General features: G+C 37.4%; 28 protein-coding genes. 11 read left to right on the top strand and 17 right to left on the bottom strand.

Annotated features, from left to right (window positions below):
• Positions 1 to 324: 324 nt before the first annotated feature.
• Positions 325 to 1191 carry a nucleotidyltransferase-like protein gene (locus ACFX4R_RS28745; protein ID WP_013055174.1) on the bottom strand — a complete coding sequence of 289 codons (867 nt, stop codon included), beginning with the start codon at positions 1189 to 1191 and terminating at the stop codon, positions 325 to 327.
• Positions 1192 to 1413: 222 nt separating this feature from the next.
• On the opposite strand from ACFX4R_RS28745, the gene ACFX4R_RS28740 reads away from it, so the two are divergent.
• Positions 1414 to 1773: a YgzB family protein gene (locus ACFX4R_RS28740; RefSeq protein WP_013055173.1), complete on the top strand. Its 360-nt coding sequence runs from the start codon at positions 1414 to 1416 to the stop codon at positions 1771 to 1773.
• Positions 1774 to 1795: 22 nt separating this feature from the next.
• Here ACFX4R_RS28740 and perR read toward each other — a convergent pair whose 3' ends face one another.
• The 6 genes from perR to ACFX4R_RS28710 all read right to left on the bottom strand — a co-directional run bounded on the left by perR (position 1796) and on the right by ACFX4R_RS28710 (position 6103).
• On the bottom strand, positions 1796 to 2230 hold the full coding sequence (perR, locus tag ACFX4R_RS28735; protein ID WP_013055172.1) for a peroxide-responsive transcriptional repressor PerR: 435 nt from the start codon (positions 2228 to 2230) through the stop codon (positions 1796 to 1798).
• A gap of 254 nt (positions 2231 to 2484) precedes the next feature.
• Entirely contained in the window at positions 2485 to 2955 is a 471-nt protein-coding gene (gene bcp, locus ACFX4R_RS28730) for a thioredoxin-dependent thiol peroxidase (protein WP_043977888.1), read from the bottom strand.
• A gap of 69 nt (positions 2956 to 3024) precedes the next feature.
• Complete coding sequence (locus ACFX4R_RS28725) at positions 3025 to 3417, bottom strand: ion channel (protein WP_013081554.1); 393 nt, start codon at positions 3415 to 3417, stop codon at positions 3025 to 3027.
• 93 nt (positions 3418 to 3510) lie between these two features.
• Positions 3511 to 4296, bottom strand: coding sequence for an ABC transporter permease (locus ACFX4R_RS28720; protein ID WP_013055169.1), 786 nt, complete (start codon positions 4294 to 4296; stop codon positions 3511 to 3513).
• 9 nt (positions 4297 to 4305) lie between these two features.
• Entirely contained in the window at positions 4306 to 5097 is a 792-nt protein-coding gene (locus tag ACFX4R_RS28715; protein WP_043977886.1) for an ABC transporter permease, read from the bottom strand.
• Positions 5090 to 6103 (bottom strand): ABC transporter ATP-binding protein, encoded by a 1014-nt coding sequence (locus ACFX4R_RS28710; RefSeq protein ID WP_043977883.1) that lies wholly within the window; start codon positions 6101 to 6103, stop codon positions 5090 to 5092. The genes ACFX4R_RS28715 and ACFX4R_RS28710 overlap by 8 nt, the downstream gene beginning before the upstream one ends.
• Positions 6104 to 6305: 202 nt before the next feature.
• Between ACFX4R_RS28710 and ACFX4R_RS28705 the strand changes: the two genes are divergently transcribed.
• Positions 6306 to 7604, top strand: a complete 1299-nt coding sequence (locus ACFX4R_RS28705) for a glutamate-1-semialdehyde 2,1-aminomutase (protein WP_114897219.1) — start codon at positions 6306 to 6308, stop codon at positions 7602 to 7604.
• Between the two features lie 549 nt (positions 7605 to 8153).
• The gene (locus ACFX4R_RS28700; RefSeq protein WP_114897218.1) at positions 8154 to 9242 is read left to right on the top strand and encodes an FUSC family protein; all 1089 of its coding nucleotides are present in this window, start codon (positions 8154 to 8156) and stop codon (positions 9240 to 9242) included.
• A gap of 35 nt (positions 9243 to 9277) precedes the next feature.
• Here the strand turns inward: ACFX4R_RS28700 and ACFX4R_RS28695 are convergent, their stop codons facing one another.
• The 5 genes from ACFX4R_RS28695 to fabL form a co-directional block, all read right to left on the bottom strand.
• On the bottom strand, positions 9278 to 11029 hold the full coding sequence (locus ACFX4R_RS28695) for an ABC transporter ATP-binding protein (protein ID WP_016762869.1): 1752 nt from the start codon (positions 11027 to 11029) through the stop codon (positions 9278 to 9280).
• A gap of 169 nt (positions 11030 to 11198) precedes the next feature.
• Positions 11199 to 11735 carry a nucleoside tri-diphosphate phosphatase gene (ntdP, locus tag ACFX4R_RS28690; protein ID WP_043977877.1) on the bottom strand — a complete coding sequence of 179 codons (537 nt, stop codon included), beginning with the start codon at positions 11733 to 11735 and terminating at the stop codon, positions 11199 to 11201.
• A gap of 195 nt (positions 11736 to 11930) precedes the next feature.
• Entirely contained in the window at positions 11931 to 12191 is a 261-nt protein-coding gene (locus tag ACFX4R_RS28685) for a YgaB family protein (protein ID WP_013081548.1), read from the bottom strand.
• Between the two features lie 189 nt (positions 12192 to 12380).
• A complete protein-coding gene (locus ACFX4R_RS28680) occupies positions 12381 to 12674 on the bottom strand; it encodes a gamma-type small acid-soluble spore protein (RefSeq protein WP_013081547.1) in 294 nt (97 codons plus the stop codon).
• Positions 12675 to 12771: 97 nt separating this feature from the next.
• On the bottom strand, positions 12772 to 13521 hold the full coding sequence (gene fabL / locus ACFX4R_RS28675) for an enoyl-[acyl-carrier-protein] reductase FabL (protein WP_013055160.1): 750 nt from the start codon (positions 13519 to 13521) through the stop codon (positions 12772 to 12774).
• 116 nt (positions 13522 to 13637) lie between these two features.
• Here fabL and ACFX4R_RS28670 point away from each other — a divergent pair, with 116 nt between their 5' ends.
• Positions 13638 to 13862, top strand: coding sequence for a hypothetical protein (locus ACFX4R_RS28670; RefSeq protein ID WP_014461827.1), 225 nt, complete (start codon positions 13638 to 13640; stop codon positions 13860 to 13862).
• 34 nt (positions 13863 to 13896) lie between these two features.
• Here ACFX4R_RS28670 and mutY read toward each other — a convergent pair whose 3' ends face one another.
• The gene (mutY, locus tag ACFX4R_RS28665) at positions 13897 to 14991 is read right to left on the bottom strand and encodes an A/G-specific adenine glycosylase (protein WP_043977872.1); all 1095 of its coding nucleotides are present in this window, start codon (positions 14989 to 14991) and stop codon (positions 13897 to 13899) included.
• 239 nt (positions 14992 to 15230) lie between these two features.
• Here mutY and ACFX4R_RS28660 point away from each other — a divergent pair, with 239 nt between their 5' ends.
• On the top strand, positions 15231 to 16211 hold the full coding sequence (locus ACFX4R_RS28660; RefSeq protein WP_074682687.1) for a metal-dependent hydrolase: 981 nt from the start codon (positions 15231 to 15233) through the stop codon (positions 16209 to 16211).
• Positions 16212 to 16274: 63 nt separating this feature from the next.
• On the opposite strand, the gene ACFX4R_RS28655 is transcribed toward ACFX4R_RS28660, so the two are convergent.
• Entirely contained in the window at positions 16275 to 16544 is a 270-nt protein-coding gene (locus ACFX4R_RS28655) for a YfhJ family protein (RefSeq protein WP_013055156.1), read from the bottom strand.
• A gap of 135 nt (positions 16545 to 16679) precedes the next feature.
• Here ACFX4R_RS28655 and ACFX4R_RS28650 point away from each other — a divergent pair, with 135 nt between their 5' ends.
• Entirely contained in the window at positions 16680 to 16835 is a 156-nt protein-coding gene (locus ACFX4R_RS28650) for a small, acid-soluble spore protein K (RefSeq protein ID WP_016762865.1), read from the top strand.
• A 78-nt stretch (positions 16836 to 16913) separates the two neighbouring features.
• Here the strand turns inward: ACFX4R_RS28650 and ACFX4R_RS28645 are convergent, their stop codons facing one another.
• Positions 16914 to 17228 (bottom strand): YfhH family protein, encoded by a 315-nt coding sequence (locus ACFX4R_RS28645; RefSeq protein WP_013055154.1) that lies wholly within the window; start codon positions 17226 to 17228, stop codon positions 16914 to 16916.
• Positions 17229 to 17310: 82 nt separating this feature from the next.
• Here ACFX4R_RS28645 and ACFX4R_RS28640 point away from each other — a divergent pair, with 82 nt between their 5' ends.
• Positions 17311 to 17964: an SDR family NAD(P)-dependent oxidoreductase gene (locus ACFX4R_RS28640; protein ID WP_237075130.1), complete on the top strand. Its 654-nt coding sequence runs from the start codon at positions 17311 to 17313 to the stop codon at positions 17962 to 17964.
• 282 nt (positions 17965 to 18246) lie between these two features.
• Here ACFX4R_RS28640 and recX read toward each other — a convergent pair whose 3' ends face one another.
• Positions 18247 to 19056, bottom strand: coding sequence for a recombination regulator RecX (recX, locus tag ACFX4R_RS28635; RefSeq protein ID WP_028410123.1), 810 nt, complete (start codon positions 19054 to 19056; stop codon positions 18247 to 18249).
• Positions 19057 to 19153: 97 nt separating this feature from the next.
• Between recX and ACFX4R_RS28630 the strand changes: the two genes are divergently transcribed.
• The 4 genes from ACFX4R_RS28630 (at position 19154) to ACFX4R_RS28615 (ending at position 22280) form a co-directional block, all read left to right on the top strand.
• A complete protein-coding gene (locus ACFX4R_RS28630) occupies positions 19154 to 20056 on the top strand; it encodes a TIGR01777 family oxidoreductase (RefSeq protein WP_323619226.1) in 903 nt (300 codons plus the stop codon).
• Between the two features lie 61 nt (positions 20057 to 20117).
• Entirely contained in the window at positions 20118 to 21245 is a 1128-nt protein-coding gene (locus ACFX4R_RS28625; protein ID WP_043977865.1) for an amidohydrolase, read from the top strand.
• Between the two features lie 255 nt (positions 21246 to 21500).
• Positions 21501 to 22061 carry a GNAT family N-acetyltransferase gene (locus tag ACFX4R_RS28620; protein ID WP_013055149.1) on the top strand — a complete coding sequence of 187 codons (561 nt, stop codon included), beginning with the start codon at positions 21501 to 21503 and terminating at the stop codon, positions 22059 to 22061.
• Positions 22062 to 22163: 102 nt separating this feature from the next.
• Positions 22164 to 22280, top strand: a complete 117-nt coding sequence (locus tag ACFX4R_RS28615; RefSeq protein ID WP_013055148.1) for a YfhE family protein — start codon at positions 22164 to 22166, stop codon at positions 22278 to 22280.
• 425 nt (positions 22281 to 22705) lie between these two features.
• Here ACFX4R_RS28615 and ACFX4R_RS28610 read toward each other — a convergent pair whose 3' ends face one another.
• Complete coding sequence (locus ACFX4R_RS28610) at positions 22706 to 24847, bottom strand: cache domain-containing protein (RefSeq protein WP_340448527.1); 2142 nt, start codon at positions 24845 to 24847, stop codon at positions 22706 to 22708.
• Positions 24848 to 24979 lie beyond the last annotated feature (132 nt).

Here is a 24979-nt window from a genome sequence, read left to right as displayed (position 1 = left end):
TAAAAAATAAAAATTAACGTTGACGTTTGTCGCTTTGTTCAGTTTTCAAAGTTCAACCGCCGCTCTTAAGCGACTTTTTAATCTTACCAGTTTATCTCTTTCTTGTCAACAACTTTTTTAAGAAGTTTTTTCAAGTTTTTGATAAATTTAGTATCGCTCATTGGCGACGTATATAAATTTACCACGGATATTTTAAAGCGTCAATAGATTTTTTAAAATAAATCGTGTTTTTTTAGAAAAACCTTTTATCAAGGCTATAAAGTCATATGTCAGGGTATCTACACGTCATAACCGCACCGTATCAGATACCCTTTATCCTCTCTATCATTTCGCCACATAGTGTCTATGGTACAAACTCTTTCCTTTTGTTTCTACTTTTTTTACCATAATGATATCTTTTTCAATTAAAAACTCAAGAAGTATTCCTAAATCAATAGCATAAGGGCGTATTTCGGGATGATGAACCAGTTCATTAAACGTCCATTCCTGCTTTTCGCTTTTCATAATATGAACAAGATGCTTGGCACCTAATTCAGTTTTTTTATTTACTAGAAATTCACTCGCTAAGAAAAGCAGCTCTAAACGCTTGCTAACCTCTTCTTGGCTAATAATTAGCTCTTCGTAAAGACGATGAATTTCAGGTTCTATTTTTTTCACTTGGTTCCACACTGTCACTTCTGGATGAAATCCATTTTCCAACACAGACAGTCGTGCTAAATGATGAAGAGCATGAATGACATGATTGAATGCATCTAAATAATGATTAGACGCATAAAAGTCTTTTCCTTCTTTAAATCGGCGAATCAACTTAGCAAACTCGACACCTATTCTCTTTGTCCGATCTTCTCTAGGAAAATCAATTAAGCGTTTCTTTAAGTTTTCCATATATTCGTTTCGATCAAATAGCACTTTACCATTTAAGATCCAATCAATAATACGGCGGTTCGTCCCATTCATAATCCATTCACTCATTTGCTGTTCAGAAGCCATATAAAGTGCCGCACGCTCATTTTCATATTCGTATTGTTTAATAAAAAGAGAAGTTTCTGTAGTTTTGGTCACAATAAATAAGATAGCATCCAAATTATCCGTCACTGGAGATTCTGATTTCTTTTTTTCAATCAGTAAAATACCTAGTGTGTCTTTATTGCTAGCTCTTTCTTGATATATTGGCCGTAAAACATCTTCCATTTTGAGCTCTCCTAACTGTAATAAACAAATATTTTTCAAAATTTTAAAGGCTATGGACTAAGATTTCTTTTTTTATTATATACGATGTATAACGGATATCCCACTCAGAATTATGGAAATCATTCAGAAAGCTCAAAAACCAACGATAATTTTCCGAAGATTCAATTTTTATCATCATTCATTGTCTCACTCTATGATATATTGGTAACAGGGGGGATACTGATGGGGATAAAGTATTCAAATAAAATTAACAAGATTCGCACGTTTGCACTCAGTCTGATCTTTGTTGGTTTCATTGTTATGTATGGGGGAATTTTCTTTCGGTCTTCAGTCTGGCTAATGACTATTTTTATGCTTTTGGGTTTGCTGTGCATCGTAGCTAGTACCGGCGTTTATTTCTGGATTGGCATGCTTTCTACAAAAGCGGTTCAAGTAACCTGCCCTACATGTCAAAAGCAAACCAAAATGCTAGGGCGCGTAGATATGTGTATGTATTGCAACGAGCCGCTTACGCTTGACCAGTCTCTTGAAGGAAAACAATTCGACGAAAAGTATAATAGAAAAAAACAAAAAGAAAGCTGATAGTATCACTACTATCAGCTTATTAATGCGCTTTTTTAGCCGTACAATCAGGACACGTTCCGTAAATTTCCATTCGGTGGTGACTAATATCAAAGTCAGTAATATGAGCAGCCAGCTTTTCTACTTCGTCTAAACCAGGATAATGAAAATCCACAATTTTTCCGCAGCTTTCGCAAATCACATGGTAATGCTCTGTTGTAACATAATCAAACCGGCTTGATGCATCACCGTATGTTAGTTCCTTTACAATACCTACTTCGCGAAATACTCTTAAATTATTGTAAACGGTCGCTACACTCATATTTGGAAACTTACCTTCCAGCGCTTTATAAATATCATCTGCTGTTGGATGTGTCATTGAATTGATTAAATACTCTAAAATAGCATGACGTTGTGGTGTAATACGAACGCCAGTACCTTTTAACGTTTCAAGGGCTTCTTGTAAATGATTTGACACGTCATGCACCCCTCTTCTGTAAGTATTATTACTTTATAATTCTTATAATTAGTCTACATGTTTTACCCACGTTTTGTCAACTTGATGCCTATTCCTATTTTATGTAACAAGTAGAAATTTTTCATATATTTTATTCAAAAAAAGAAGTGTGGAATTCAATCCACACTTTTAAATATATTAACATCTGAGGAGGTATGCCCTACACTGATATTGTATGTTCAAAGACTAAAACTGCTCTAGTTATCTGCCTGTTTTTATGCCATTTTTTCTTTAATAAATGATAAAGCTTCTTCCACATGCCCTTTCACTCGAACCTTGCGATATTCTTTTACGAGCATTCCTTCTTTATCAATGATAAAAGTGGAGCGTTCAATGCCCATATATTCTTTTCCAAAGTTTTTTTTCAGTGTCCATACTCCATACTCTTCAGCTACGCTGTGATCTTCGTCAGCTAAAAGTAAGAATGGAAGGCCGTGCTTATCAATAAACTTATGGTGTTTGTCGATTGGATCCGGGCTCACTCCTAGAATCACCGCATCTAGCTCTTCAAAATTTTCATGCTGATCTCTGAAATCACAGGCTTCTGTTGTGCAGCCTGGCGTCATATCTTTCGGATAAAAATACAGCACAACGTTTTTGCCTTTCATCGACGCTAGTGATACTTGCTCTCCATTTGTAGACATCAATACAAAATCGGGTGCTTTTTCTCCAACTACAGCTGTCATATTTATCTTCTCCTTTACGCTTTTCATTTTCTTTGAATAGCGTACCCAATATTAGATAAGATGACAAGTTTAAGTACGGGTAACAGTCCGCATCACAAAGATTGCAGGCATAATATAGCCGATAAACGCTTCAAAAGTTGCAAATAATTTCCCAATTCCAACCGGATACATATCTCCGTAGCCTACTGAAAATAACGTCGCTGCGCTGAAATACATACTGTTAAACAGGGTATAGAAATAATGACCTTCATGTTCAAACCCTCCGCTTAATACTGGAATACTCCCCATCTCACATACTGTATAAATAAGGCTAAATCCCAATAAAACTGTAATATATGAATAAAACAAGACAAAGAAATGACCAATTGAGAAAAAATGAAATTCTCCAAGTTCTTTTTCAAAGAGAAACTTCATACTACCAATTACAAAAACAATGATAACGAGGATTAGAAAAATAACCATCATTCTACTCCTTTAATTTATACTCTTACTACCACTATACGCGCGTTCTTGTCCATTCATTACTACTCCGAAGCCACGAAAAAGAGCAGGCATTTAATTGCCTGCTCCTCTGTATTTTTTGACCCCTGTATTCCATAAGAAAATAGAGATTACAAAAAAGACGATTCCCATAACTGGGGTTAAAAATGCATATCCATACCATTCTGATCTTCCTAAGAAATAAGCAGCTGGATATACGCCTACAAATGCAAAAGGAAGAATCCACGTTAAAACATATCGGATGACATTATTATAAATATCTACAGGATACCTTCCGTAGTTTCCAATATTATAAATAGTAGGCATAATAGAGGTTCTGGCATCCGACCAGAAGCCTATGCTTGCTAAGGCGATGAAAATTCCTGCGTATACAAGCGCTCCTCCTAAAATAAATAATAGAAAAATAAAAACATCATACCACTGGAAATGAAGATGTAAAGAAGAAGCAGCGTAAGCCATTACTGCAATCCCTGTGATACCACCAAACAATGATTCTAGTTCCATTCGCTCTAAAATAACTTGAAACAAACTGTGAATCGGCCTTGTTAAAATTCGATCCATTTCTCCTTTAACAATGTACCGCTCGTTGAAATCCCAAATGTTAAAGAAAGACGAAAAAATAGCAAAAGGGACCAAAAAGAAACCATAAATAAAGATAATTTCCTCTCGTGACCATCCGTGCAGCGACTGAGTATGTCCAAATACGACTAAAATAAAAATCAAATTAACTGTTTGAAACAATAAGTCTGAAATGATTTCAACTACCATGTCGGTGCGGTACTGAAGCCTTGTTTTCATATATTGACTAATGTACTGAAAGAAAATCGAAAAATAAAACATTTTCATAGACTACCCTCCTTGAATAACCATTTTTTTCTTCGCTATGTTCCACAAACATGCAATAGGGATAAATAGAAGTCCTGACCAAACTGCTTGTGTAATAAGAGCATTTATTACTTCCTGCCCTTTAAATCCATTTGTGAAAATCATGCTCGGAATATAACTAATGGCTTGAAAAGGGAAATAGCTCATAATATGTTGCGCCCAGAAAGGATAGAAGCTGATGGGCAGAAGAAGTCCTGAAAACAAATCAATAACAACGCGCTTCGCTCGAATGAGTCCATCATTGTTAAAGAGAAAGAAAGTCGTAATACCCGTTAATAAATTAATTTGTGTATTAATAATGAAACTAAAAATTAAAGACAGTCCAAAATAAAGCCATGTTGCTGCATTTGCTGAGAACTGTACTGGAAATAAAAACGCGACAATAATCATGCCGGGCACTGAGAAAAACAGCAGCCGAAAAATCCCTTCTCCCAGTCCTTGCATTGTTTTCATACCAAGGTAGCTATAAGGCTTAATTAACTCTACTGCCACTTTGCCATCTTTAATTTCCATTGCCATTTCACGGTCAATGTTATTAAAATAAAAGGCTCTTGCCATCCATGAAACGGCTACATACGTTGTCATTTGGGTAATGGATAACCCTTGAATATTCTCTTTTCCTCCATAAATAGCGGACCATAAAAAGTAGTAAGCACCAATATTAATCGCATAAATCAATATTCCGCTGTAATAATTCGTCCGATACGCCAGCATCATTAAAAAGCGAATGCGTATCATCTCTATATATTTATCCATTCACAACACCTTCTTCATAAATGTTGCGGATAATTTCTTCCGTTGAAATTTCTTCAATGTTAATATCACTGATTTCATGCTTTGCCACCACTTTAGCAATCAGCTGTGACATCAAGTCCCCTTTATTTTGAAGCTGCGCTGTCCACAAATATTTTTGATCACCTTCAATCCAGTTAACAGGCATCCCTTGCGTCAATAGCTTCAACTGCTCGTTATTTGGCGCGGTTCCAAATTCAAACGTAACTTGTTTAAGGTCTCCCCAATTCGAACGCAGCTTTTGCAGCGATCCGTCATAAATAATACTGCCTTCATCCAGCATTACAACGCGTTCACATAAAGCTTCAATATCTGCTAAATCATGTGTCGTAAGCAAAATCGTCGTATTATATTTTTCATTAATTTCTTTTAAAAATTGGCGGATTTTTAATTTAACTAGTACATCTAAACCAATCGTCGGTTCATCTAAAAATAGAAGCGGCGGATTATGAATAAGAGCAGCAGCCAGCTCACAGCGCATTCTTTGACCTAGAGAAAGCTTTCGCACCGGCTTATCTAGCAGCGGTCCAATATCTAACGTTTGAATAACGTGCTCCATATGAGCGTTATAATCTTCATCTGACACTTTGTATACTTTTTTTAACAGGCGAAAAGATTCTTGTACGGCAATATCCCACCATAGCTGAGAGCGTTGACCAAAAACAACACCAATCGTTTGGGCAAACTTTTCTCTTTCCTTATGAGGATTCATTCCATTTACGGTAATGTCGCCTGAAGTAGGAGTTAAGATTCCTGTCAGCATTTTGATTGTGGTCGATTTCCCCGCTCCGTTTTCTCCTATATACCCTACCATTTCCCCTTGTTTTACGGTAAACGATATATCGTTCACAGCTTTCATGACTCTATAATTACGGGTAAATAGATCCCGGAATGCCCCTTTAAGGCCAGAGCGGCTAGAATAGGCTTTAAATTCTTTCCGAAGTTGATTCACCTCAATAGCATTTTTCATTGTATTCCCTCCGTTACGTCGACGTATTAGTGGTTTCTTTTATTGTTTCCGGCGCCCTTGCTAGCAACTCCTCCAAGAGACGAGGAACTATTTTCTAGCAGTTAGCTCACAAATTTCTATCATACACGTTCTCGAATGTTTTTCAAGAAACAAATAAGTTTGATAGAATAGAGAAGTTGAACTTTTCATTAGGAGGCATACTATGCAATTTACAAAATCAGAACAATTACACGCTGAAGCGCTCGAGCATATTGTAGGCGGCGTTAACAGCCCTTCACGTTCATATAAAGCCGTAGGAGGCGGAGCGCCTATTGCAATGGAGAAGGCAAACGGAGCTTATTTCTGGGACGTTGATGGAAATAAATATATTGACTATTTAGCAGCTTACGGTCCTATTATTACGGGACACGCTCATCCTCATATCACGAAAGCTATTACAAAAGCAGCTGAAACGGGTGTTCTTTACGGTACGCCAACTGCTCATGAAGTCACATTTGCTAAAATGCTCAAAGAAGCGATGCCCGCATTGGATAAAGTGCGCTTCGTCAACTCTGGGACAGAAGCCGTTATGACAACGATCCGTGTAGCACGCGCTTATACTGGACGCGATAAAATTATTAAATTTGCAGGTTGCTACCACGGCCATTCTGACCTTGTATTAGTAGCAGCTGGATCTGGTCCTTCTACACTCGGCACTCCTGACTCTGCTGGTGTACCAAAAAGTATCGCTAACGAAGTCATCACAGTTCCTTTTAACGACATTGAGCCTTACAAGGAAGCATTAGAAAAATGGGGCGATCAGATTGCAGCTGTTTTAGTAGAACCAATCGTTGGAAACTTCGGAATTGTTGAGCCGGAACCTGGCTTTTTAGAACAAGTTAATGAATTAACTCACGAAGCTGGAGCACTTGTTATTTACGATGAAGTTATTACAGCGTTTCGCTTTATGTACGGTGGAGCTCAAGATTTACTTGGTGTAAAACCTGATCTCACTGCATTTGGAAAAATCATCGGCGGTGGCCTTCCAATCGGAGCTTACGGCGGTAAAAAAGAAATCATGGAAAAAGTGGCGCCGCTTGGACCCGCTTATCAAGCAGGTACAATGGCAGGAAACCCAGCTTCTATTCTTTCTGGGATTGCTTGCCTAGAAGTACTAAAGCAAGAAGGTGTTTATGAACAGTTGGATAAGCTAGGGGCGATGCTCGAAGAAGGTATTTTAAAACATGCTCGTACATATAACATGCCGATCACTATCAATCGATTGAAAGGCGCTCTTACTCTCTACTTTACAACAGAAACGGTCAAAAACTATGAACAAGCAGAAAATACAGACGGCGAATTATTTGCACGCTTCTTTAAACTAATGCTCCACCAAGGTGTCAACTTAGCTCCTTCGAAATATGAAGCATGGTTCCTTACTACAGCTCATACAGAACAAGATATTACCGACACGTTAGAAGCAGTCGAAAAAGCATTTAAACAATTAAGTGAAGAACGCTAATTCTTATTCTAAAGAGGCTGAGATAAAAGGATTTTAGACGAAGTGAAAAACGAACCATTGATCAAGATGTTTGATTAGTGGTTCGTTTTTTTTGTTAGGGTAAACGCAGGTTTCGTGTGTATAGGTCTTTCTAGCAGTTGATTGAAGGGCAAGTCGAAGAATGCTGCGGAAATCAACTGCTGTGTCACAAGCGGTTCAGCTCATGTATCTCATTTGTTCGTCTTTAGATTGGATTTATTTCGTTATGTCTCGACCTCTTTTTCGTTTTACCTTCGGGTTTTCTTATAGAACATTCCCACCTTTCATAACCATTTCTTACGCGTCATCTCCTTTTTGTCAGCCTGTCGAAAAATCCCGAGAAATACCCTTATTTTTCTGCTTGTTTTCTCTTGATATCCATTCTTAAACCTTGTATAGTATGTTATTGTTTATATTATTTCCAACAGGTTATGTAATAAAGAAGGATTGATTTTTGCAATTTATCATTTGTTTTGGGGAACATTCTTCATAACGAAAAAACTTTTTTACAGAAAGGAACTACGAACGCACATGAAACTTGGTGCCCGCATCTTAAAAACGGGAATTGCCATTACACTTTCATTGTTATTAGGTGAATTTCTAAGTTTACCATCTCCAATATTTGCGGCAATTGCGGCAGTTTTTGCAATTCAACCGTCTATTTACAGATCTTATTTAACAATATTGGAGCAAATACAGGCGAATGTGATTGGAGCTGCTTCTGCAGTTTGTTTTGGACTTATTTTTGGTACCCATCCCATCATTATTGGTTTTACCGCTGTTGTTGTCATTGCAGTCAACTTAAAATTACGTATTAATAATACAATTGGGCTTGCGCTTGTGACAGTAATTGCAATCATGGAAAATCCAGGAGATAATTTCGTTGAATATGCACTTATACGCTTTGGTACAGTGTTACTTGGGGTATTCTCAGCATTTATTGTCAATCTTATTTTTATTCCGCCAAAGTATGAAACAAGATTGTATTATAAAATTGTAAGCACAACGGAAGAAATTATTAAATGGATTCGCATGAATCTTTATCACGCATCTGAGCACACATTGTTAAAAGAAGACATTGAAAAAATGAAAGACAATGTGGCTAAAATGAATCAAGTCTTTGATTTTTACAAAGAAGAACGCACTTATTCAACCAAAAAACGTTTTGTTAAGTCACGCAAGCTCGTTTTATTTCGTCAAATGATTACCGTAACAACACGGGCTCTTACAACCTTGAAACTACTTCACCGAGTGGAAAATGATCTTCAAGTCATGCCGCAGCAATTTCAAGATTTAATCAAATCTGAAGTTGAGTGCCTGTTAATGTATCATGAGCAAGTATTATTAAAATTCATTGGGAAATTACGCGTACAGCCAACCACTACTGTACCAAACGAAGCCTGCGTTGGAAAACGAGCTTTAATCGATAAATTTATGCAGTACAAAATATACGATAATGATGAAGAGAATAAGGTTATTTATCATATCTTCCCTTTAATTTCTGTCATCATTGAGTATAGTGAAGAGTTAGAGCATCTTGATAAGCTGATTGATACGTTCCAAAACTATCACAAGGATGCTAACTCATTTGATATTAATCATCAGCGACAAGAAGATTAAAAACACCACCTATTGTTAGACAATAGGTGGTGTTTTTAAATTGTATCAAGCTGCTGAACGTTAAAGAGCTGATAGTAATGACCTTTTTTCTTAATTAACTCCTCATGAGAACCTCGTTCGACTACCCTTCCATTTTCTAAAAGTACAATTTCATCAACATGAGTAATTGTAGATAAACGATGGGCTACAATGAAAGTCGTACGGTCTTTTGCTAGTTCAGCTAATGCTTCTTGAATATAGTGCTCACTTTCCAAATCTAGAGCTGAAGTGGCTTCATCAAAAATAAGAATAGCTGGATTTTTTAAAAATACGCGCGAAATGGAAATACGCTGCTTCTGTCCCCCTGATAGCTTCATTCCCCGCTCTCCCACTTTTGTATCATATCCTTCGGGCAAATTCATAATAAAATCGTGGGCATTTGCGGCCTTTGCCGCAGCAATTACTTCTTCATCTGTCGCTCCTGGCTTTCCAAGCAGTATATTGTTTTTAACCGTGTCACTAAACAACACCGTATCCTGCAGGACGATTCCAATCTTATCTCGCAGGCTGCGTACTTTATAGGTTTTGATATCAATGTCATCAATGAGAATTTTACCCTCTGTCACATCATAAAAGCGCGGAATTAAGCTGATAAGCGTGGATTTCCCTCCTCCGCTCATTCCAACAAACGCAACGGATTTTCCTTTTTCTACATCTAAATTAATATCATGAATCACAGGTTTTTCTTCTTCTTCATAAGCAAATGAAACGTGCTCAAACTGCACCTTTCCATGAAGCTCAGTACATTCTTTTGCATCTTTCTTGTCTGTAATATCGTATTCTTCATCAATGAACTCAAACACCCGGTCCATAGATGCAACAGACTGCGTGAGCGTAGTCGATGAATTGACCAAGCGGCGAAGCGGATTATACAAGCGGTCAATATAGGCCACAAATGCTACCATCGTTCCTACGCTAAGACTTTCTGTGATGACTTGATATCCAGCAAATGTAATCACGATTAAAGGTGCCAAATCGGTAATGGTATTCACTACTGCAAATGTTTTTGCATTCCAATTCGTATGATTGATTGCTTTTTGTAGAAAATTTGAATTTTGCTTATCAAATTGCTTCTGTTCATGAGGCTCAATAGCAAAGCTGCGAATAACAGAGATCCCTTGAACCCTTTCATGTAAATGCCCCTGCACTTCCGCTAAAGCCTGCGAACGGACTCTTGTTAAATGGCGAAGACGACTGTAAAAATATTTTACAGAGAACGCATAAACCGGCAGCAAAATAATCGACACCAGTGTTAAAGGTACATTCATCGTAAACATAATCACAATGGCTATTACAATCGTCATCATATCAAGCCATACGTTCATTAAACCTGTGATAACAAAGTTTTTTGTTTGCTCTACATCATTAATGACTCGTGAAATCACTTCACCCGCTCGCGTATTTGCATAATAACGTAAGCTAAGCTTTTGAATATGGCTAAACAGCTGATCCCGTATATCATATAGTACTTTGCTCGATACCCACTGAGCATAATACTGCCTGTAATATTCAATGGGAGGTCTTAACACTAAAAATACAACAAACGAAATCCCCATAATCGTCACCATTTTATGAACTTTTTCAGAGGAGGACATGCCATGTCCATTTACGATATCGTCCAAAACATATTTTAAAAGCAGCGGAATCAATAAAGGAATAGCAAATTTAATAATACCAATTAATACAGTGCCGACAATTTGCCATTTGTATGGCTGTACAAACTTCATGTAGCGTCTTATACTTCCCATAAAATCTCCCCTTTCTATCTATGAGGGCAAGCTTTCTTAGTATATGTACACGCGTCGATTTTTTAGTGCTTTTATCTCTTCTAAAAGATGGTGAGCATAACGCCAAAAAGAACATTATATCAAACAGTCAGCTTTAGACGGCCTAACATAATGTTCTCTAAATCATTCATCAAGAATGCCGATATGTTAAAAAACGCTCATACCAAATGTCAATGAAATCTGGAGCAAACGGGCCTTTTCGCTGTCGAATCCAACCTTTTAACTCCTCGACGTGATTATGTAAAATACGGTCAATCACTTCTGGATAATTCATTTCTTTTCGATGCTTCTCATATTCATCTTCATCAAGAAGGGAGTATGTCATATCTGGATAGACTTTGATATCTAAATCATAATCAATATATTTGAGCGCTTCATTGTCATCATAAATGAACGGCGAACTGATATTGCAGTAATAATAGATTCCATCTTCACGGATCATACCAATGACGTTAAACCACTGCTGAGCATGAAAATAACAAATTGCAGGCTCTCTTGTGACCCATGTTCGTCCATCTGATTCTGTAACGACCGTACGATCATTTCCTCCAATCACTAAGTTATTGGTTGCTTTTAATACGGTTGTCCGATCCCATACGCGATGAATATGTCCATTATGCTTGTAGCTGTGTATTTGAATTGTTTCTCCTTCCACCGGAATTCCCATCTCCAATACCTACTTTCATTTTAGCACTTAAAAAAATTCATATAACGTCTCCATTTGTCTTATGTTTATTATAACGGTTTCTCTCTCATTTTAACACAAATGTGCTAACCTTCTTGAGTTCAAAAAAGTCACTCCCCCTACTTTTCCTTTGCTTGGCAGCCTTAAAAAAGAGAGGAAGTGACACATCAATGTTCATTAAGCAAGTGTAGAGCAAGCCCCTTCACTTTTATATGTACGAATAATATCTTCGGTTTGTGCTTCAAACGTCAATTGAATCTCTTTTAATTTTAGTTTCATTTCACTAATTTCATCTTGCACAGAATGAAGTTTTGCTTCTTCATGAAGTTTTATTAGTTCACCTTCGATTTCCTGACAGCGCTCAATCTCAGACTGCAAAAACAGAAGTTGATCCATGGTCTCCAATTGTTGAGTCACTAGCTGATCAAATTTTTTCATACGATAGCTCCTCCCTATTTGCTTTAACCATACACGCGGCACTTCTGTTAACATTCTGTTTAGGTGAGACAGATTCCTTTGACGAGTTGTGTAAAGTTTCAAGAAGTTTTGTCATACTTTGTTGCTTTTTATATAAGAAAAAGCGAACTTAACATCGCCGTATGAAAGACGTTAAGTTCGCTTTTGGTATTAACCTTGGTATTTACCAGAGTTTTGGTTTTTCTTTGCTTCAGCTTGTGCGTTTTGTTGTCTCACTTCTTGAGCACTTGTTTCGCTAGCAAATTCAGTACCGAAGTTGTTTTTAGATGCTTGAGCATTTTGGCTTTTGTTTGCCGCTGCTTGAGCATTTTGTTGTTTCACTTCTTGTACATTTGTTTCGCTACCAAATTCAGTACCGAAGTTGTTTTTAGATGCTTGAGCATTTTGTTGTTTCACGTGTTGTGTGCTTGTACCAGATGCTGTTTTGTTTGTTTGTTTTGCCATTGTAATCACCTCCACGAAAATTAATATGCCCGGGAGGTAAATAGGGTATGCAAACTTTTTTCAATATTTTAAGGCGTGAGCACAAAACACATTTACCTTACATTAAAAGTGAACGCCCTCCGTCAATAATAAGCGTTTGACCGCAAATCATATTTGCTTGATCGGACACTAAGAACATAACTGCATCTACCATGTCTTTTGGCTCCACCATACGACCAGCTGGAGTATGCTTGCGTGCATCATCTAGAAGCTCATCGCGATTTGGGAAATGTTTTAATGCCTCTGTATCCACAGCCCCTCCAGATACAGCATTTACCACAATATTCTTTGGAGCCAGCTCCACTGCTAAATAGCGGGTCAACGCTTCTACAGCAGCTTTTGACACGCCTACTGTTGTATAATTTTCTAAGTAGCGAATAGACCCAAGCGAACTGATGGTAACAATCTTTCCTCCGCCTACTTTTTCCATACGTTTAGCCGCTTCTTGTGCACAGAATAAATATCCTTTGCTGTTAATATCCATTGTCCAGTTCCAGTGAGTTTCTTCCAATTCCATAATAGGACGTAGAACTCCTGACGCTGCATTACTTACAAATACGTCTAAGCGACCGAATACTTCATCAATTTGCTCAAACATTTCTTTAATTTTTTCTACTTTTCCTACGTTTGCTTTAACAACTAATGCTTCTCTGCCTAGTGCTTTGATTTCTTCTGCTACTTCCTGCGCTGCACTTTTGCTTCGTGCATAGTTTAATACAATATCGTATCCTTCTTTAGCCAGACGTAAGGCAATTTCTTTACCAATACCTCTGCTGCTTCCCGTAACTAGTGCTACCTTTTGTGACATGATGTCATCTCCCTTATGTATCGTATTATCTTTACATTGTACTGATTTTATCGCATAAGAAACAAGTAATATAGGGAAAATAGATAAAACTTGATGAAATGAACGAGGTGAATAGAATGTATGTAGGTAGAGACATGACGGCTCTTTCAATGATTTCTAAAAGCGAGTGGAAAGACAGCGAGCTTGCGTTTTTTCATCACTCTTTACAGCAAATGACGCCGTATTTAAATGCTGAAGGACAAAGTATTCATCAGCAAATTATTAAAGAAATTGAAGCACGGGGCGGGCTACAGCGCCACGAAGCAGATTACACACACGGCACGCATGTATCATATGATTAAATAAAAAGAAGCGCGGAGTTTATCCACGCTTCTTTTATTTAACAAGTAAATATTCTTTTAAGATTTTTTGATGGGAAACAGGAAATGCATATTGTTCTAAATCTTTTTCAGAAACCACTTTCAAATTTTTTAATGCACTGATATCACTTGCAAGCTCTGCTTCATATACTGTGATGTTCCAGACGATATGAGAAAACACGTGCTGAATTGTGGTAAACGGCGCATGAATTTTAATATCGGCTCCGTACTCATTTTGAATAAATGCCTGAAGCTGCTGATGATCTGGCGCTATACTAAGATCGACTTCTATATTTGGAAATTCCCATAGGTTAGCTAAAAGTCCTTTGCTTGGACGTTTATGAATCAGATAATTTCCGTCCTCGTCTCTAATCACCGCTGCAGCAAGCTGAAGAGCACGCGGCGCTTTTTTCTTTGATTTGACAGGAAGCTCATTCTGCACTCCTTCTGCAAACGCGCGGCAGTGTTCGCGAACTGGACATAACAAACAGGAAGGAGAAGTTGGCGTACAGACAATGGCACCAAGTTCCATCATGCCTTGATTGAAATAGGAAGGATTATCTTTTGAAATAATTTCATGCACAATATCTTCAAACAGCTTTCTTGTTTTCGGTTTTGCAATATCATCCCAAACGGATAAAATGCGCGATAGCACACGCATGACATTTCCATCTACAGCAGGCTGCGGCACTCCGTATGCAATACTTAAAATGGCTCCTGTTGTATAAGGGCCTACTCCTTTTAGTTTAGAGATTTCTGCTGGCGTATTTGGAACTTCTCCCCCGTATTGTTCGTGAACTTCTCGAACGGCGGTTTGTAAATTACGGGCACGGGAATAATAGCCTAATCCTTCCCACGCTTTTAACACATCATCTTCATTCGCATAAGCTAAATCTTTAATAGTGGGAAATTTGCTAATAAAATTATTAAAATACGGAATGACCGTATCTACTCTCGTTTGTTGAAGCATAATTTCAGATACCCACACTTTATAAGGGTCCTGATCTTGACGCCAAGGTAGAATGCGCTGTTCCTGCTCAAACCAAGAGATTAAGTCATCTTGAAATGCTCGAATATCGAAATTTTGTACAATATCTTTACTTTGTTTCACGTCATAGCCTCCGAGGTATTAACTATACATATACAATGTGTTGCTTTTTGAATCTTAGTAACTTTATGATAACCTTATAACAACTACAAATATGAATAGTAAAATGAATTGTTCAAATAATGAATAAAAACAGCTAATTTGCTGCGTTAGTAATAAAGCGAGATTTTTCGCCCTAAATCCAGCTTCCATGCTGAATTAGGATAATCTAAGATTGTCATTTTACAAAGGAGGAGTTCGCTCTGGATACTGGTACACACATTGCAATGGGAATCGCTTTAGGCGGCCTTGCAACATTAGACCCCACTGTATCTGCGAATACAGCCACAATGGATGCTGTAATGATTGGCGTAATGGCCGGGTCATTAGCACCTGATTTAGACACTGTTTTAAAGTTGCGAAACAATGCACAGTATATCCGCAATCACCGTGGAATTACACATTCTATTCCGGCTGTTATTTTATGGCCTTTGCTTATCGTGCTCATTCTTTCGCTTCTGCTGCCAGGAGCTAACTTGCTGCATCTCTGGATGTGGACCTTTGCAGGCGTCATTATTCACGTTTTTGTTGATATCTTTAACGCTTATGGCACGCAAGCTTTACGGCCTTTCACAAATAAATGGATTGCGCTTGGCGTAATCAACACGTTTGATTACGTGATTTTCTCAGCTCACGTACTTGCGATTTTAATCTGGTTTATTGGAGCAGAACCAGGACCAACATTTATTACGCTGTATGTGTTATTGGCATTTTACTATGGATTGCGCTTTTATATGCGCCACCAAATTGCCAAGAAGCTTCGAAAACAGTTTCCTGATGTTATCAAGCTCAATATCTCTCCTACGCTGCGTTTCACTCACTGGCACTTAGCTGTGACGACCGAAAAGTATTTTCATGTAGGAAGAGCAATTGGAGAAGAAATTTTTATTTATGATACGTTTGATAAAGTTCCAATTCCCGAATCAGCCGTAATTGAAGTAGCGAAAAAAGATGAAAATTTATCTGCTTTTCTTTCATTTTCACCTATTTATAGATGGGAACTGGATGAATATAACGACCACATTGAAGTGCGCTTTATTGATTTACGCTACCGCAGCAAGGACTACTATCCATTTGTAGCCGTAGTTCAGCTTGATTACGATTTAAATATCATTTGTTCGTACACAGGTTGGATTTTCAGTGAGAAAAAATTGCGTAAAAAGCTTGATTATCTCCCGCACTAATCATAACAAGAACAAATATGAAACCCAAAAACGAACCGTCTGCTCAAGACGGTTCGTTTTTATTTAATGTTTTAAATAGTCATCGTTATTTAATAAATGCTGATATTTAGGGTTTTTAACCGCGATTTCATGAAGTTTGTCTCCGTAGCTGTTGATATACATCGTAACAACCTTTTCCGTCGCTTCTTTACCTTTATAATCATATCCGGCTTTTGCGTAAGATGACTCAAAATCTTCCCAGAAAAGCTCGACCCACGTGCGTGCTTGAGCATATGAGAGCGAACTGTTTTTATTTAAGAGCTGATTCGTTAATCTTTCAAATATATCGTTCATAAGAACACCTCGATTACCAAAATTCTTTATGAGTATGTTTGCACTTTTAACTTACACTATAAATGTGGAGTTATTCACTCCCTCATGTACTATATCATAACCGCAACGCTTTCTGTTGTAAAAGGAGAGGTATCGATGCGCAATAAAGCAAAAGATTTTACAAACCAACATCATACTAAGCTTGAAGGCGAACCTCGAGCAAAAGCTGAGTACGCTTCAAAACGTGCAAATGGAACTATTAACACGCATCCTCAAGAACGTATGCATGCTTCTAATGAGCGCGAAGAATAACCGCTTGCTTTACGTTTAAAAATAGAGTGAATATAGAAATCAAACAAGCAGCACACTTCGTGCTGCTTGTTCATCCCTTTATTTTTTCAACATAGAAATAGGCAGTGCCTCTTCGTTTTGCGGTGAGCCAAGCCTAAATCCCCACGCAAAAACTCCGTTCATATAATCAATTTTAAAATATGAACCCGGATCTCCTTGAATTTCATATACTTCCCCTGCTTTAAACGTTTCGGGATCCAATAAATATGACCTAGCCATTGTTACTTTTCTTTCTAATACTGCATACTCATTGACCATGCCAAGCTGTTCAGCTTTTCGTGCTTTTTCTTGAAGAGACCCAATTTCTTGTTGAAGTTCATACGTCGTCATATCGCTGTAACGTTTTTCAGACATGCTGTTTTCCCCCTTGTTTGCTTTCATTTTATTATAACAAAAGGTATAACTAAAGGGAGACTATGAAAAGGGAGTTTTGGGAATGAAAACAGTGCTAATCACGGGCGGTGCGACGGGTCTTGGAAAAGAACTCGCTAAATTTTACGCAAAAGACTACAACGTCATTCTGGCTGGACGCAATCACCATAAATTAAAAGAGGCGCAGCATGCGCTAGGAGACAACGTATATACGATGTCTGTAGATATTACAAAATATGAAGAAGTAGGAAAATCTGTAGAAAAACTGCTGATGAACCATTCAGTAGATATCCTTATCAACAATGCAGGCATTGGACATTTTGGCCCTTTGACCGATTATACAAAACAAGCCATTGATGAAGTCATCGATACAAATGTAAAAGGACCTATTTTTTTAACACAAGCGCTTATGCCTCATCTCTTGACGAGACCTGAACCTAAAGTTATGAATATCATTTCAACTGCAGGACTTCGCGGGAAAGCTAATGAAAGCGTCTATGTAGCAAGTAAGTTTGGCGTAAGGGGATTTACAGAAAGTTTAAAAGTGGAGTATCAAGATACCAACCTTCATGTGATTGCAGCTTACATGGGAGGCATGAATACTCCTTTTTGGGATCATAACAATCACATTAAAGATAAAAGCCGATTGCGCTCGGCTTCCGAAATTGCTGAGATTATTTATAAACAGCAGAATGACTTGGAAGATATTTTGTTTTAAAAAGATTGAAACATAACTGCATCAATCTAATCTAAAGATAAACACATTGTATAAATGATCTTATAGGAATTGCTTATGACACGGCGGTTGATTTCCGTGCAGGACTTCGCTTTCCGCAGGAGTCTTCGTCTTGCCCTCCAATCATCAACCGCTAGAAGCAGCTAAATACATGAAGTTTACGTTTACCATCACAATAAAAAATCCGAACGAGTTGGATTCTCCATCAAGAATCTCGATTCATCGTTCGGATTTCTCTTCAACTAACATACTTTTGTCCCGCCTTTATTCCTCTTCAATGGAATCTAGAAATGATTGAATTTGGTCAATAGAGAATCCTTTTCTATAAAGAGCCTGCTTCATCTTTTGCTGATATTCCCAGCCTTCATACTTTGAAAAACGACGATGAGCTTTCATTCCTTGGTATTGCAGAGCTTCCCATGCCTCATCGCTTTCTTTTTCTGTATTGGTGCGCTGAAATGCTTCTTGAATAATAGAAAATGAATAGCCCTTCACTGCCAATGCTTGTTCCATTTTTTGTTTCATCATTACTTGAGATAATTTTTTATATTTCCCTTTTAACTTTTCAATTAATTTCACAGCAGTTTGAATTTGCTGTTCTTCGGGGTATTCACATAAACTAAGGGTAATAATGGAATCAGAAATTCCCTTTTCTTTTAATTCTCTTTGAATCACATTTGGTCCTTTTGATGTCGTGTTCATTTGAGTTAACACGAATGCTTTTGCAAACTCTTCATCATTTAAATAACGGTGGCTGACTAATTTCTGAATAACTTGTTGAATAATAGTAGAGTTAATTTCTTTTTTCTTTAAATAATCATGTACCTCTTTTTCAGAGCGCATTCGATAAGATAAGTAAGTGATTGCTAAATTATAAGCTTTTTTCTCATCATCTGCGTACTGAATTTCCGTTAATTCAAATTCATCAAGCTCACGACCTTTTTTCAAGTCATATTTGATGAGGACATTTTCGTCAACACCAAAGCCAAACTCTTCACCTTTACCATAATCTAAATACACATTATAACGTTCACCGCTATTCTTTTGCGTTGTGATCTTTGTGACAACAGGCATACACCTTCACCTCATATTTCTTATTAAATTAATGGCTGAAGAACCGCCAAACGTATCATACACATTTTTATTTATCTCAACAAAGGAGGAAGTTCGTATGAAAATTGTTATTGCTGGAGGAACTGGATTCGTAGGTAAAGCTTTAACAAAACATTTTTTAACACAAAAACATTATGTATATATTTTAACACGCAATGCAGATAAAGCTGCAAGAGATCCGAAACTTAAATATGTAGAGTGGATGCAAGAAAACAGCCAACCTGAAGAGCATGTAGAAGGAGCAGACGTTTTTATCAATTTAGCTGGCGTTTCACTTAACAGCGGCCGCTGGACGGACGAGCGCAAAAAAGCCATTGTGGAAAGTCGCCTTTCTTCTACTCAAGAAATCCTTCGTATTATGGCTGCTTTACCCGAAAAACCGTCCCTGTATGTAAATGCAAGTGCGGTTGGTTATTACGGGACATCGACTACAGAAACGTTCACAGAAGCTTCTCCATCCATCGGCACAGACTTTTTAGCTGAAACGGTAAAAAAGTGGGAAAATGAAGCGCTAAAAGCGATGGAACTCAATATTCGTACTGTTTTAACAAGGTTCGGCGTTATATTAGGCAAAGATGGCGGGGCACTCCCTTCTACCGCCCTTCCTTATAAATTATTTGCAGGAGGGACAGTTGGTTCGGGAGAGCAGTGGATGTCTTGGGTGCATCTTCAAGACGTCGTCAACATTATTGATTATTGTATTCATACCGAACAAATAGAAGGACCTGTTAATGTAACTGCCCCAAACCCCGTTCAAATGAAAGAGTTTGGAAAGACGATTGGAAAAGTGTTAAATCGTCCTCACTGGATGCCCGTACCTAGCTTTGGCCTTCAGCTGCTGATGGGAGAAATGAGTATGATTATTTTGAAAGGACAGCGTGTTTTACCTGAAAAATTGATTCAACAGAATTACATTTTTACATATACTGTATTAGAAGATGCATTGCGAGATTTACTCTAGTTATTTTCTGATATTTACCTAAAACAGGTGACTAAGCTGCCGATAGATAGGAGCATCCTTTATGAAAACCATTCTCTTGAAAAATGCAACGCTCTATCCTATTACGTCAAAACCTATTTATAATAATGATGTGCTCATTCAAGATGGAAAAATTGTTTTGATTGGGTCAAACTTGCAGCCTCCTCTTCAAGTAGAAGTCATTGACTGCAAACAGCGCTATTTATTCCCTGGATTTATTGATGTTCATACACATCTAGGACTATATGATGAAGGAACCGGCTGGGCCGGAAATGATGCTAACGAAACAATCGAGCCTATGACTCCCCATATCCGAGCTTTTGACAGCGTACATCCTTTAGATCCTGGGTTTAAAGATGCCATTGAAGCGGGTATTACGTCTGTACACATTATGCCTGGAAGTGCAAATGTGATCGGAGGCACAACATCCGTTATTAAAACAGCCGGAACAAGTATTTCTCAAATGTTGATTCAAGAGACAGCTGGACTTAAGATTGCGCTAGGAGAAAATCCAAAACGAATCCACAGCCATGGCAATAAAGAATCCATTACACGAATGGGTATTATGGGGATGCTGAGAGAAGCCTTTTATCATGCAAAAAGCAGTGACAATAAAGATGATTTGCGAATTAAACCACTCATTCAAGCGCTGAATAGAGAGATTCCCGTTCGAATTCATGCTCACCGAGCCGATGATATTCTATCAGCTCTGCGCTTAGCAGATGAATTTAATTTAGACGTTCGTATTGAACACTGTACAGAAGGTCACTTAATTGCTAAAGAGCTAGGTGGAAGAAACTTAAAAGTAAGCGTGGGACCAACTTTAACACGGCGCTCAAAGGTTGAACTGAAGAATAAAACGTGGAAAACCTATCAAGCTCTCTGCAATGAAGGAGTAGAAGTTTCCATTACAACAGACCACCCTTATACGCCCATTCAGTACTTAAATATTTGTGCATCCATTGCCGTACGTGAAGGGCTCGAAGAACAAAAAGCATTAGAAGGCATCACGATTGCTGCTGCTCGAAATCTTCGTATTGATCAGCGAATCGGCAGTATCGAAGCAGGAAAAGACGCTGATTTGGTGCTATGGAGCCATCATCCTTTTCACTACTTAGCAAAGCCTATTTTCACCATGATAAATGGTAAAATATTATTTAAAAAAAATTAACATTTTACCTATTTTCTTTTTTAATTTTTTTTAGTATGATACGTTTAGAAGCATGTGAATTTCACAAAAGCATAAACATCACACGTTGACTTTTTATGTTTGTTGACTTGTAATGGGAAGGCAAATGGTGCGCCACCAGGTAACTGGTTCTAGTGGGTTCGATTCCCACCCCGAAATTTTTTTAATTATTAAAAAATTTCGAGGGTGGGGACTTGATTGGAGTCTGTATATACCCTCGATCAGGAGGGAAAAGTTATGTTAAAAAAACGTGACCTAAATGACTGTCAATCTCTATACGAACTCATGGTACATCCTGATGTCTTCCCTTTTGTTCGTCATAAAGCCCATTCCTATGAAGAATTTTTATTTGTGACTAAACAAACGATGGAAGCAGAAGATCATGGAGAAATTATTTCTCGCACGATTTTAGACGAATGGGGTAACCCTATCGGCACCATTAATTTATTTGATGTACAGGACCAAGCTGGCTTTTTAGGCACTTGGCTTGGCAAACCGTTTCATGGAAAAGGATATAATCAAATTGCAAAAGAAGCGTTCTTTAATGAACTGTTCTTTGAGTTAAATATAGAACGAATTTTTATGCGAATTCGCAAAATTAATATTAGGTCTATTAAGGCTGCAGAAAAACTGCCTTATGCAGTACTTGCGAATGAAACACACAAAGCTTTATACGATGAAATTAATCAACATGAAGACGTATATGATTTATACGAAATTCCAAAAGACTTGTATACATTATACTACTTGCGTCACGAACAAGACGTTCAAGAAGATCACCAGCTTAAAGAAGCGTAAGAGTCTCTCTGTGTAACGGAGAGCTTTTTTTTATGATTAAAAACGAGAGATTCTGGAAAAAATAAGTAGCATGATCGAAAAACGTTAATTGGAGGTTTTTTTATGTCTGAAAAAAAACGAAAAGAAAACGCAAAAAATACGTTAAGTAGCGCTCAAGAAATCTATTACGGCCGCGAGTTTAAAAAAGCAGACCGTGCAGGCGGCTACACGAAAAAATAAGTGAGGCAAAACATCTCTATCCAACGCTTGATCATCTCAACGTCCTTTCTGTACAGTTTGTATCGGAAGGACGTTTTTATATTATGTAGACATAATAATACGAAGATTTTATAGATGTTATTGAAGTTTTTTTACAACTCTACTATATCCACAAAGTTTACCCACAATTATGTGGATAATGTGTATAACTTTACTGAATATGCATATTACCGCTTTCATAACTTGAAATAACAGTGGGTAATTTTTATGTAAATTTTCTGAAAAAATGTGAATAGTGTGGATAAAGTTGTGAATATCCGATATAATTCAGCAGTTAACTTCTTGTTAACCTGTGGATATCTTCTTTAGTACTTTCATTGATTTTAGTACCATCAAGGCTTTCGATATATTATAAGTATAATAATAAAAAGTAGGGGAAACTTCCCCTACTTTTTTATGATTGGAAACAATATATCCACACTTGTTCCTTTATCTAACTGACTAGAAAACGTCATCTGAGCGTGATGAGCTTTAATAATCCGATAGCTGACCATCAGTCCTAAACCTGTACCTTTTTCTTTTGTACTATAAAAAGGCTCACCTATCTTCGCTAACCGTTCAGGAGGAATACCTTGTCCTTCATCAGCAAGCTGCAGCCAAAGGTGGTTTTCTTTTACTTTAATCGTAATATGAATAGCTCCTCCTTCAGGCATTGCTTCGATAGAATTTTTAATAATATTAATGAATACTTGTTTTAACTGATTTTTATCTCCATACACCTTTGGTAACTGGTCGTCTCTTTCAAATATGAAAGCTACTTCCTTTTCTACTGCTTCAGGTTCAAGAAGTGAGCACACTTCTTGAACAAGCGCTTGCATATTCAAAGATTCAACCTTCATTACCTGAGGTTTTCCTAACATCAAAAATTCTTCTACGATTCCATTCATTCGTTCTAATTCAGTTTCCATGATATCTATATACAAAGCATCTTTAGGATGTTGTTCTTTTAATAAGTGAACAAAACCTTTTAAAGAAGTTAAAGGATTTTTGATTTCATGAGCCACTCCAGCTGCAAGTTCTCCTACCACGGCTAGCTTCTCAGAAGTTCTAAGCTTCTCTTCTGCCTTTTTACGCTCCGTAATATCCGTCGATACACACAGCATTTGAATCACTTCCTGTTTTTCATTCATGATAGGAAGTTTTGCTGTTTCGACCCAGCGCCGGTTTCCTTTCGAATCTTTAAACTGTTCTTCTAATACCATTCCTTTTTGGGTACAGTTTGAAAACGCCCCTTTATATAAAAGATCTGATTGAAGGTTGAACTGATATTTATCAATTGATTGTCCAATTAAGTCATCAGATTTTTCACCTAAGAGCATTGCAAAAGATTCATTAACGAGAATGAATTCCCTTTTTTGATTGATAGCATAAATATAGCTTGGATTAATGTCAATAACTTGTCTTAAAAACGTTTTTTGTTCCTGCAGCTGATTTTCTTTTTGCTGTAAATTCGCTTTAGAATGGCGTATATAGCTAATCATTTCATTAAACTGTTTAGATAAAATACCGATTTCGCCCCGCTCAATTTCTCGTTCCGGAATTTTTTGATTAAAATTCCCGCGCGCTACTTGTCCCGCCAATTCATATAGTTTATGAATTGGATTCACAATTTGCCTTGCATATAACGCAGTAAAAAAAGAAAGCAGTAAAATCGTAACGCCTGAAACGATCCAAAGCGTTTTTTCAAACATTTCATAAGGCCTGTAAATTTCTTCAACGGGTAATTCAGCGACAATTCCCCAATCTAAAACAGGAATATATTCGAAAGACGCAAAGAAATACTTACCTTCGGTGTTCACCACGCGCTGATATCCTGATTTATGATTCATCGTTTTCTGAACGATTTCGTTTTTCTTAGCATTTTCACCGATTCTCTGTTTCTCTGGGTGGGAAATAATTCTACCATTGCGGTCTACAATAAATGTATAGCCGTTCTCTCCTATCTCGAACGTTTGAAAGATGGATTGAAAACTTTTATTTTCTTCAATTCGCAGCGCTAAATTTACGACCTTTTTTACATTTTGCTGCCCATCCAAAATAGGAATCGCCATCACCACAATGTAGTGCTTTGTATCTGCTGAAACAACATCGCTTAAATATATTTTTTTGGTTCGCAGCGCTTCTTGAAAATATTTTCTTTTACTTAAGTTCACATGTTTCATATTCTTTAAATCATTCGGGTAATAATGCTCAACATACCCTTTTACATTAAAAATGGTTCCGCTATCGATATACGGTGAAATATTAACTATTTTTTGCAATTCTTTGTCTATTTCTTGTTCATCATCCGATAAAAAAATAGGATCTTGCTGTACCTCGTCGCCTAGGCTCCAAATATCTTTAATGACGACGTTAATTTGCTCTTTCATTCTCTTGACGGTTTTATCAGTTACCTGCCGATATTGATCTTGAGAAATATTAGGCAGCATCACTCTTGAAACAATAAACATTAGCGTCAGTACGGTACAAATAAGAAGCACATTAATCGTGAAGATTTTCCAAAACGTATGAGATTTAAACCATTTCATGTTTGTTCACCTTAATCTAATGAAGTCTACCTCCATTGTACTGCAAAATGAAAATTTTTCCATATAAATGACGGAATTCCATCTTTAGACACAGAAGAAAAGCAATTTGTTCTACATTCCTATCAGAAAACT

The sequence above is a fragment of the Priestia sp. YIM B13490 genome, assembly GCF_042787735.1.
Taxonomy (GTDB): Bacteria; Bacillota; Bacilli; order Bacillales; family Bacillaceae_H; genus Priestia; species Priestia megaterium.
This window is presented reverse-complemented; position numbering and strand designations above follow the sequence as displayed.

What these genes read in the sequence shown, in the direction of transcription:
- ACFX4R_RS28705 (WP_114897219.1), top strand. Translation starts at nt 6,306, where the DNA reads ATGCAATTTACAAAATCAGAACAATTACACGCTGAAGCGCTCGAGCAT.
- ACFX4R_RS28695 (WP_016762869.1), bottom strand. Translation starts at nt 11,029, where the DNA reads ATGGGAAGTATAAGACGCTACATGAAGTTTGTACAGCCATACAAATGG.
- bcp (WP_043977888.1), bottom strand. Translation starts at nt 2,955, where the DNA reads ATGACAGCTGTAGTTGGAGAAAAAGCACCCGATTTTGTATTGATGTCT.
- ACFX4R_RS28615 (WP_013055148.1), top strand. Translation starts at nt 22,164, where the DNA reads ATGTCTGAAAAAAAACGAAAAGAAAACGCAAAAAATACGTTAAGTAGC.
- ACFX4R_RS28655 (WP_013055156.1), bottom strand. Translation starts at nt 16,544, where the DNA reads ATGAACGATATATTTGAAAGATTAACGAATCAGCTCTTAAATAAAAAC.
- ACFX4R_RS28650 (WP_016762865.1), top strand. Translation starts at nt 16,680, where the DNA reads ATGCGCAATAAAGCAAAAGATTTTACAAACCAACATCATACTAAGCTT.
- ACFX4R_RS28685 (WP_013081548.1), bottom strand. Translation starts at nt 12,191, where the DNA reads ATGAAAAAATTTGATCAGCTAGTGACTCAACAATTGGAGACCATGGAT.
- ACFX4R_RS28715 (WP_043977886.1), bottom strand. Translation starts at nt 5,097, where the DNA reads ATGGATAAATATATAGAGATGATACGCATTCGCTTTTTAATGATGCTG.
- ACFX4R_RS28720 (WP_013055169.1), bottom strand. Translation starts at nt 4,296, where the DNA reads ATGTTTTATTTTTCGATTTTCTTTCAGTACATTAGTCAATATATGAAA.
- ACFX4R_RS28620 (WP_013055149.1), top strand. Translation starts at nt 21,501, where the DNA reads ATGTTAAAAAAACGTGACCTAAATGACTGTCAATCTCTATACGAACTC.
- ACFX4R_RS28740 (WP_013055173.1), top strand. Translation starts at nt 1,414, where the DNA reads ATGGGGATAAAGTATTCAAATAAAATTAACAAGATTCGCACGTTTGCA.
- ACFX4R_RS28680 (WP_013081547.1), bottom strand. Translation starts at nt 12,674, where the DNA reads ATGGCAAAACAAACAAACAAAACAGCATCTGGTACAAGCACACAACAC.
- ACFX4R_RS28745 (WP_013055174.1), bottom strand. Translation starts at nt 1,191, where the DNA reads ATGGAAGATGTTTTACGGCCAATATATCAAGAAAGAGCTAGCAATAAA.
- ACFX4R_RS28640 (WP_237075130.1), top strand. Translation starts at nt 17,311, where the DNA reads ATGAAAACAGTGCTAATCACGGGCGGTGCGACGGGTCTTGGAAAAGAA.
- ACFX4R_RS28725 (WP_013081554.1), bottom strand. Translation starts at nt 3,417, where the DNA reads ATGGTTATTTTTCTAATCCTCGTTATCATTGTTTTTGTAATTGGTAGT.
- ACFX4R_RS28700 (WP_114897218.1), top strand. Translation starts at nt 8,154, where the DNA reads ATGAAACTTGGTGCCCGCATCTTAAAAACGGGAATTGCCATTACACTT.
- ACFX4R_RS28625 (WP_043977865.1), top strand. Translation starts at nt 20,118, where the DNA reads ATGAAAACCATTCTCTTGAAAAATGCAACGCTCTATCCTATTACGTCA.
- ACFX4R_RS28630 (WP_323619226.1), top strand. Translation starts at nt 19,154, where the DNA reads ATGAAAATTGTTATTGCTGGAGGAACTGGATTCGTAGGTAAAGCTTTA.
- ACFX4R_RS28645 (WP_013055154.1), bottom strand. Translation starts at nt 17,228, where the DNA reads ATGTCTGAAAAACGTTACAGCGATATGACGACGTATGAACTTCAACAA.
- fabL (WP_013055160.1), bottom strand. Translation starts at nt 13,521, where the DNA reads ATGTCACAAAAGGTAGCACTAGTTACGGGAAGCAGCAGAGGTATTGGT.
- ACFX4R_RS28670 (WP_014461827.1), top strand. Translation starts at nt 13,638, where the DNA reads ATGTATGTAGGTAGAGACATGACGGCTCTTTCAATGATTTCTAAAAGC.
- ACFX4R_RS28610 (WP_340448527.1), bottom strand. Translation starts at nt 24,847, where the DNA reads ATGAAATGGTTTAAATCTCATACGTTTTGGAAAATCTTCACGATTAAT.
- ntdP (WP_043977877.1), bottom strand. Translation starts at nt 11,735, where the DNA reads ATGGGAATTCCGGTGGAAGGAGAAACAATTCAAATACACAGCTACAAG.
- ACFX4R_RS28710 (WP_043977883.1), bottom strand. Translation starts at nt 6,103, where the DNA reads ATGAAAAATGCTATTGAGGTGAATCAACTTCGGAAAGAATTTAAAGCC.
- recX (WP_028410123.1), bottom strand. Translation starts at nt 19,056, where the DNA reads ATGCCTGTTGTCACAAAGATCACAACGCAAAAGAATAGCGGTGAACGT.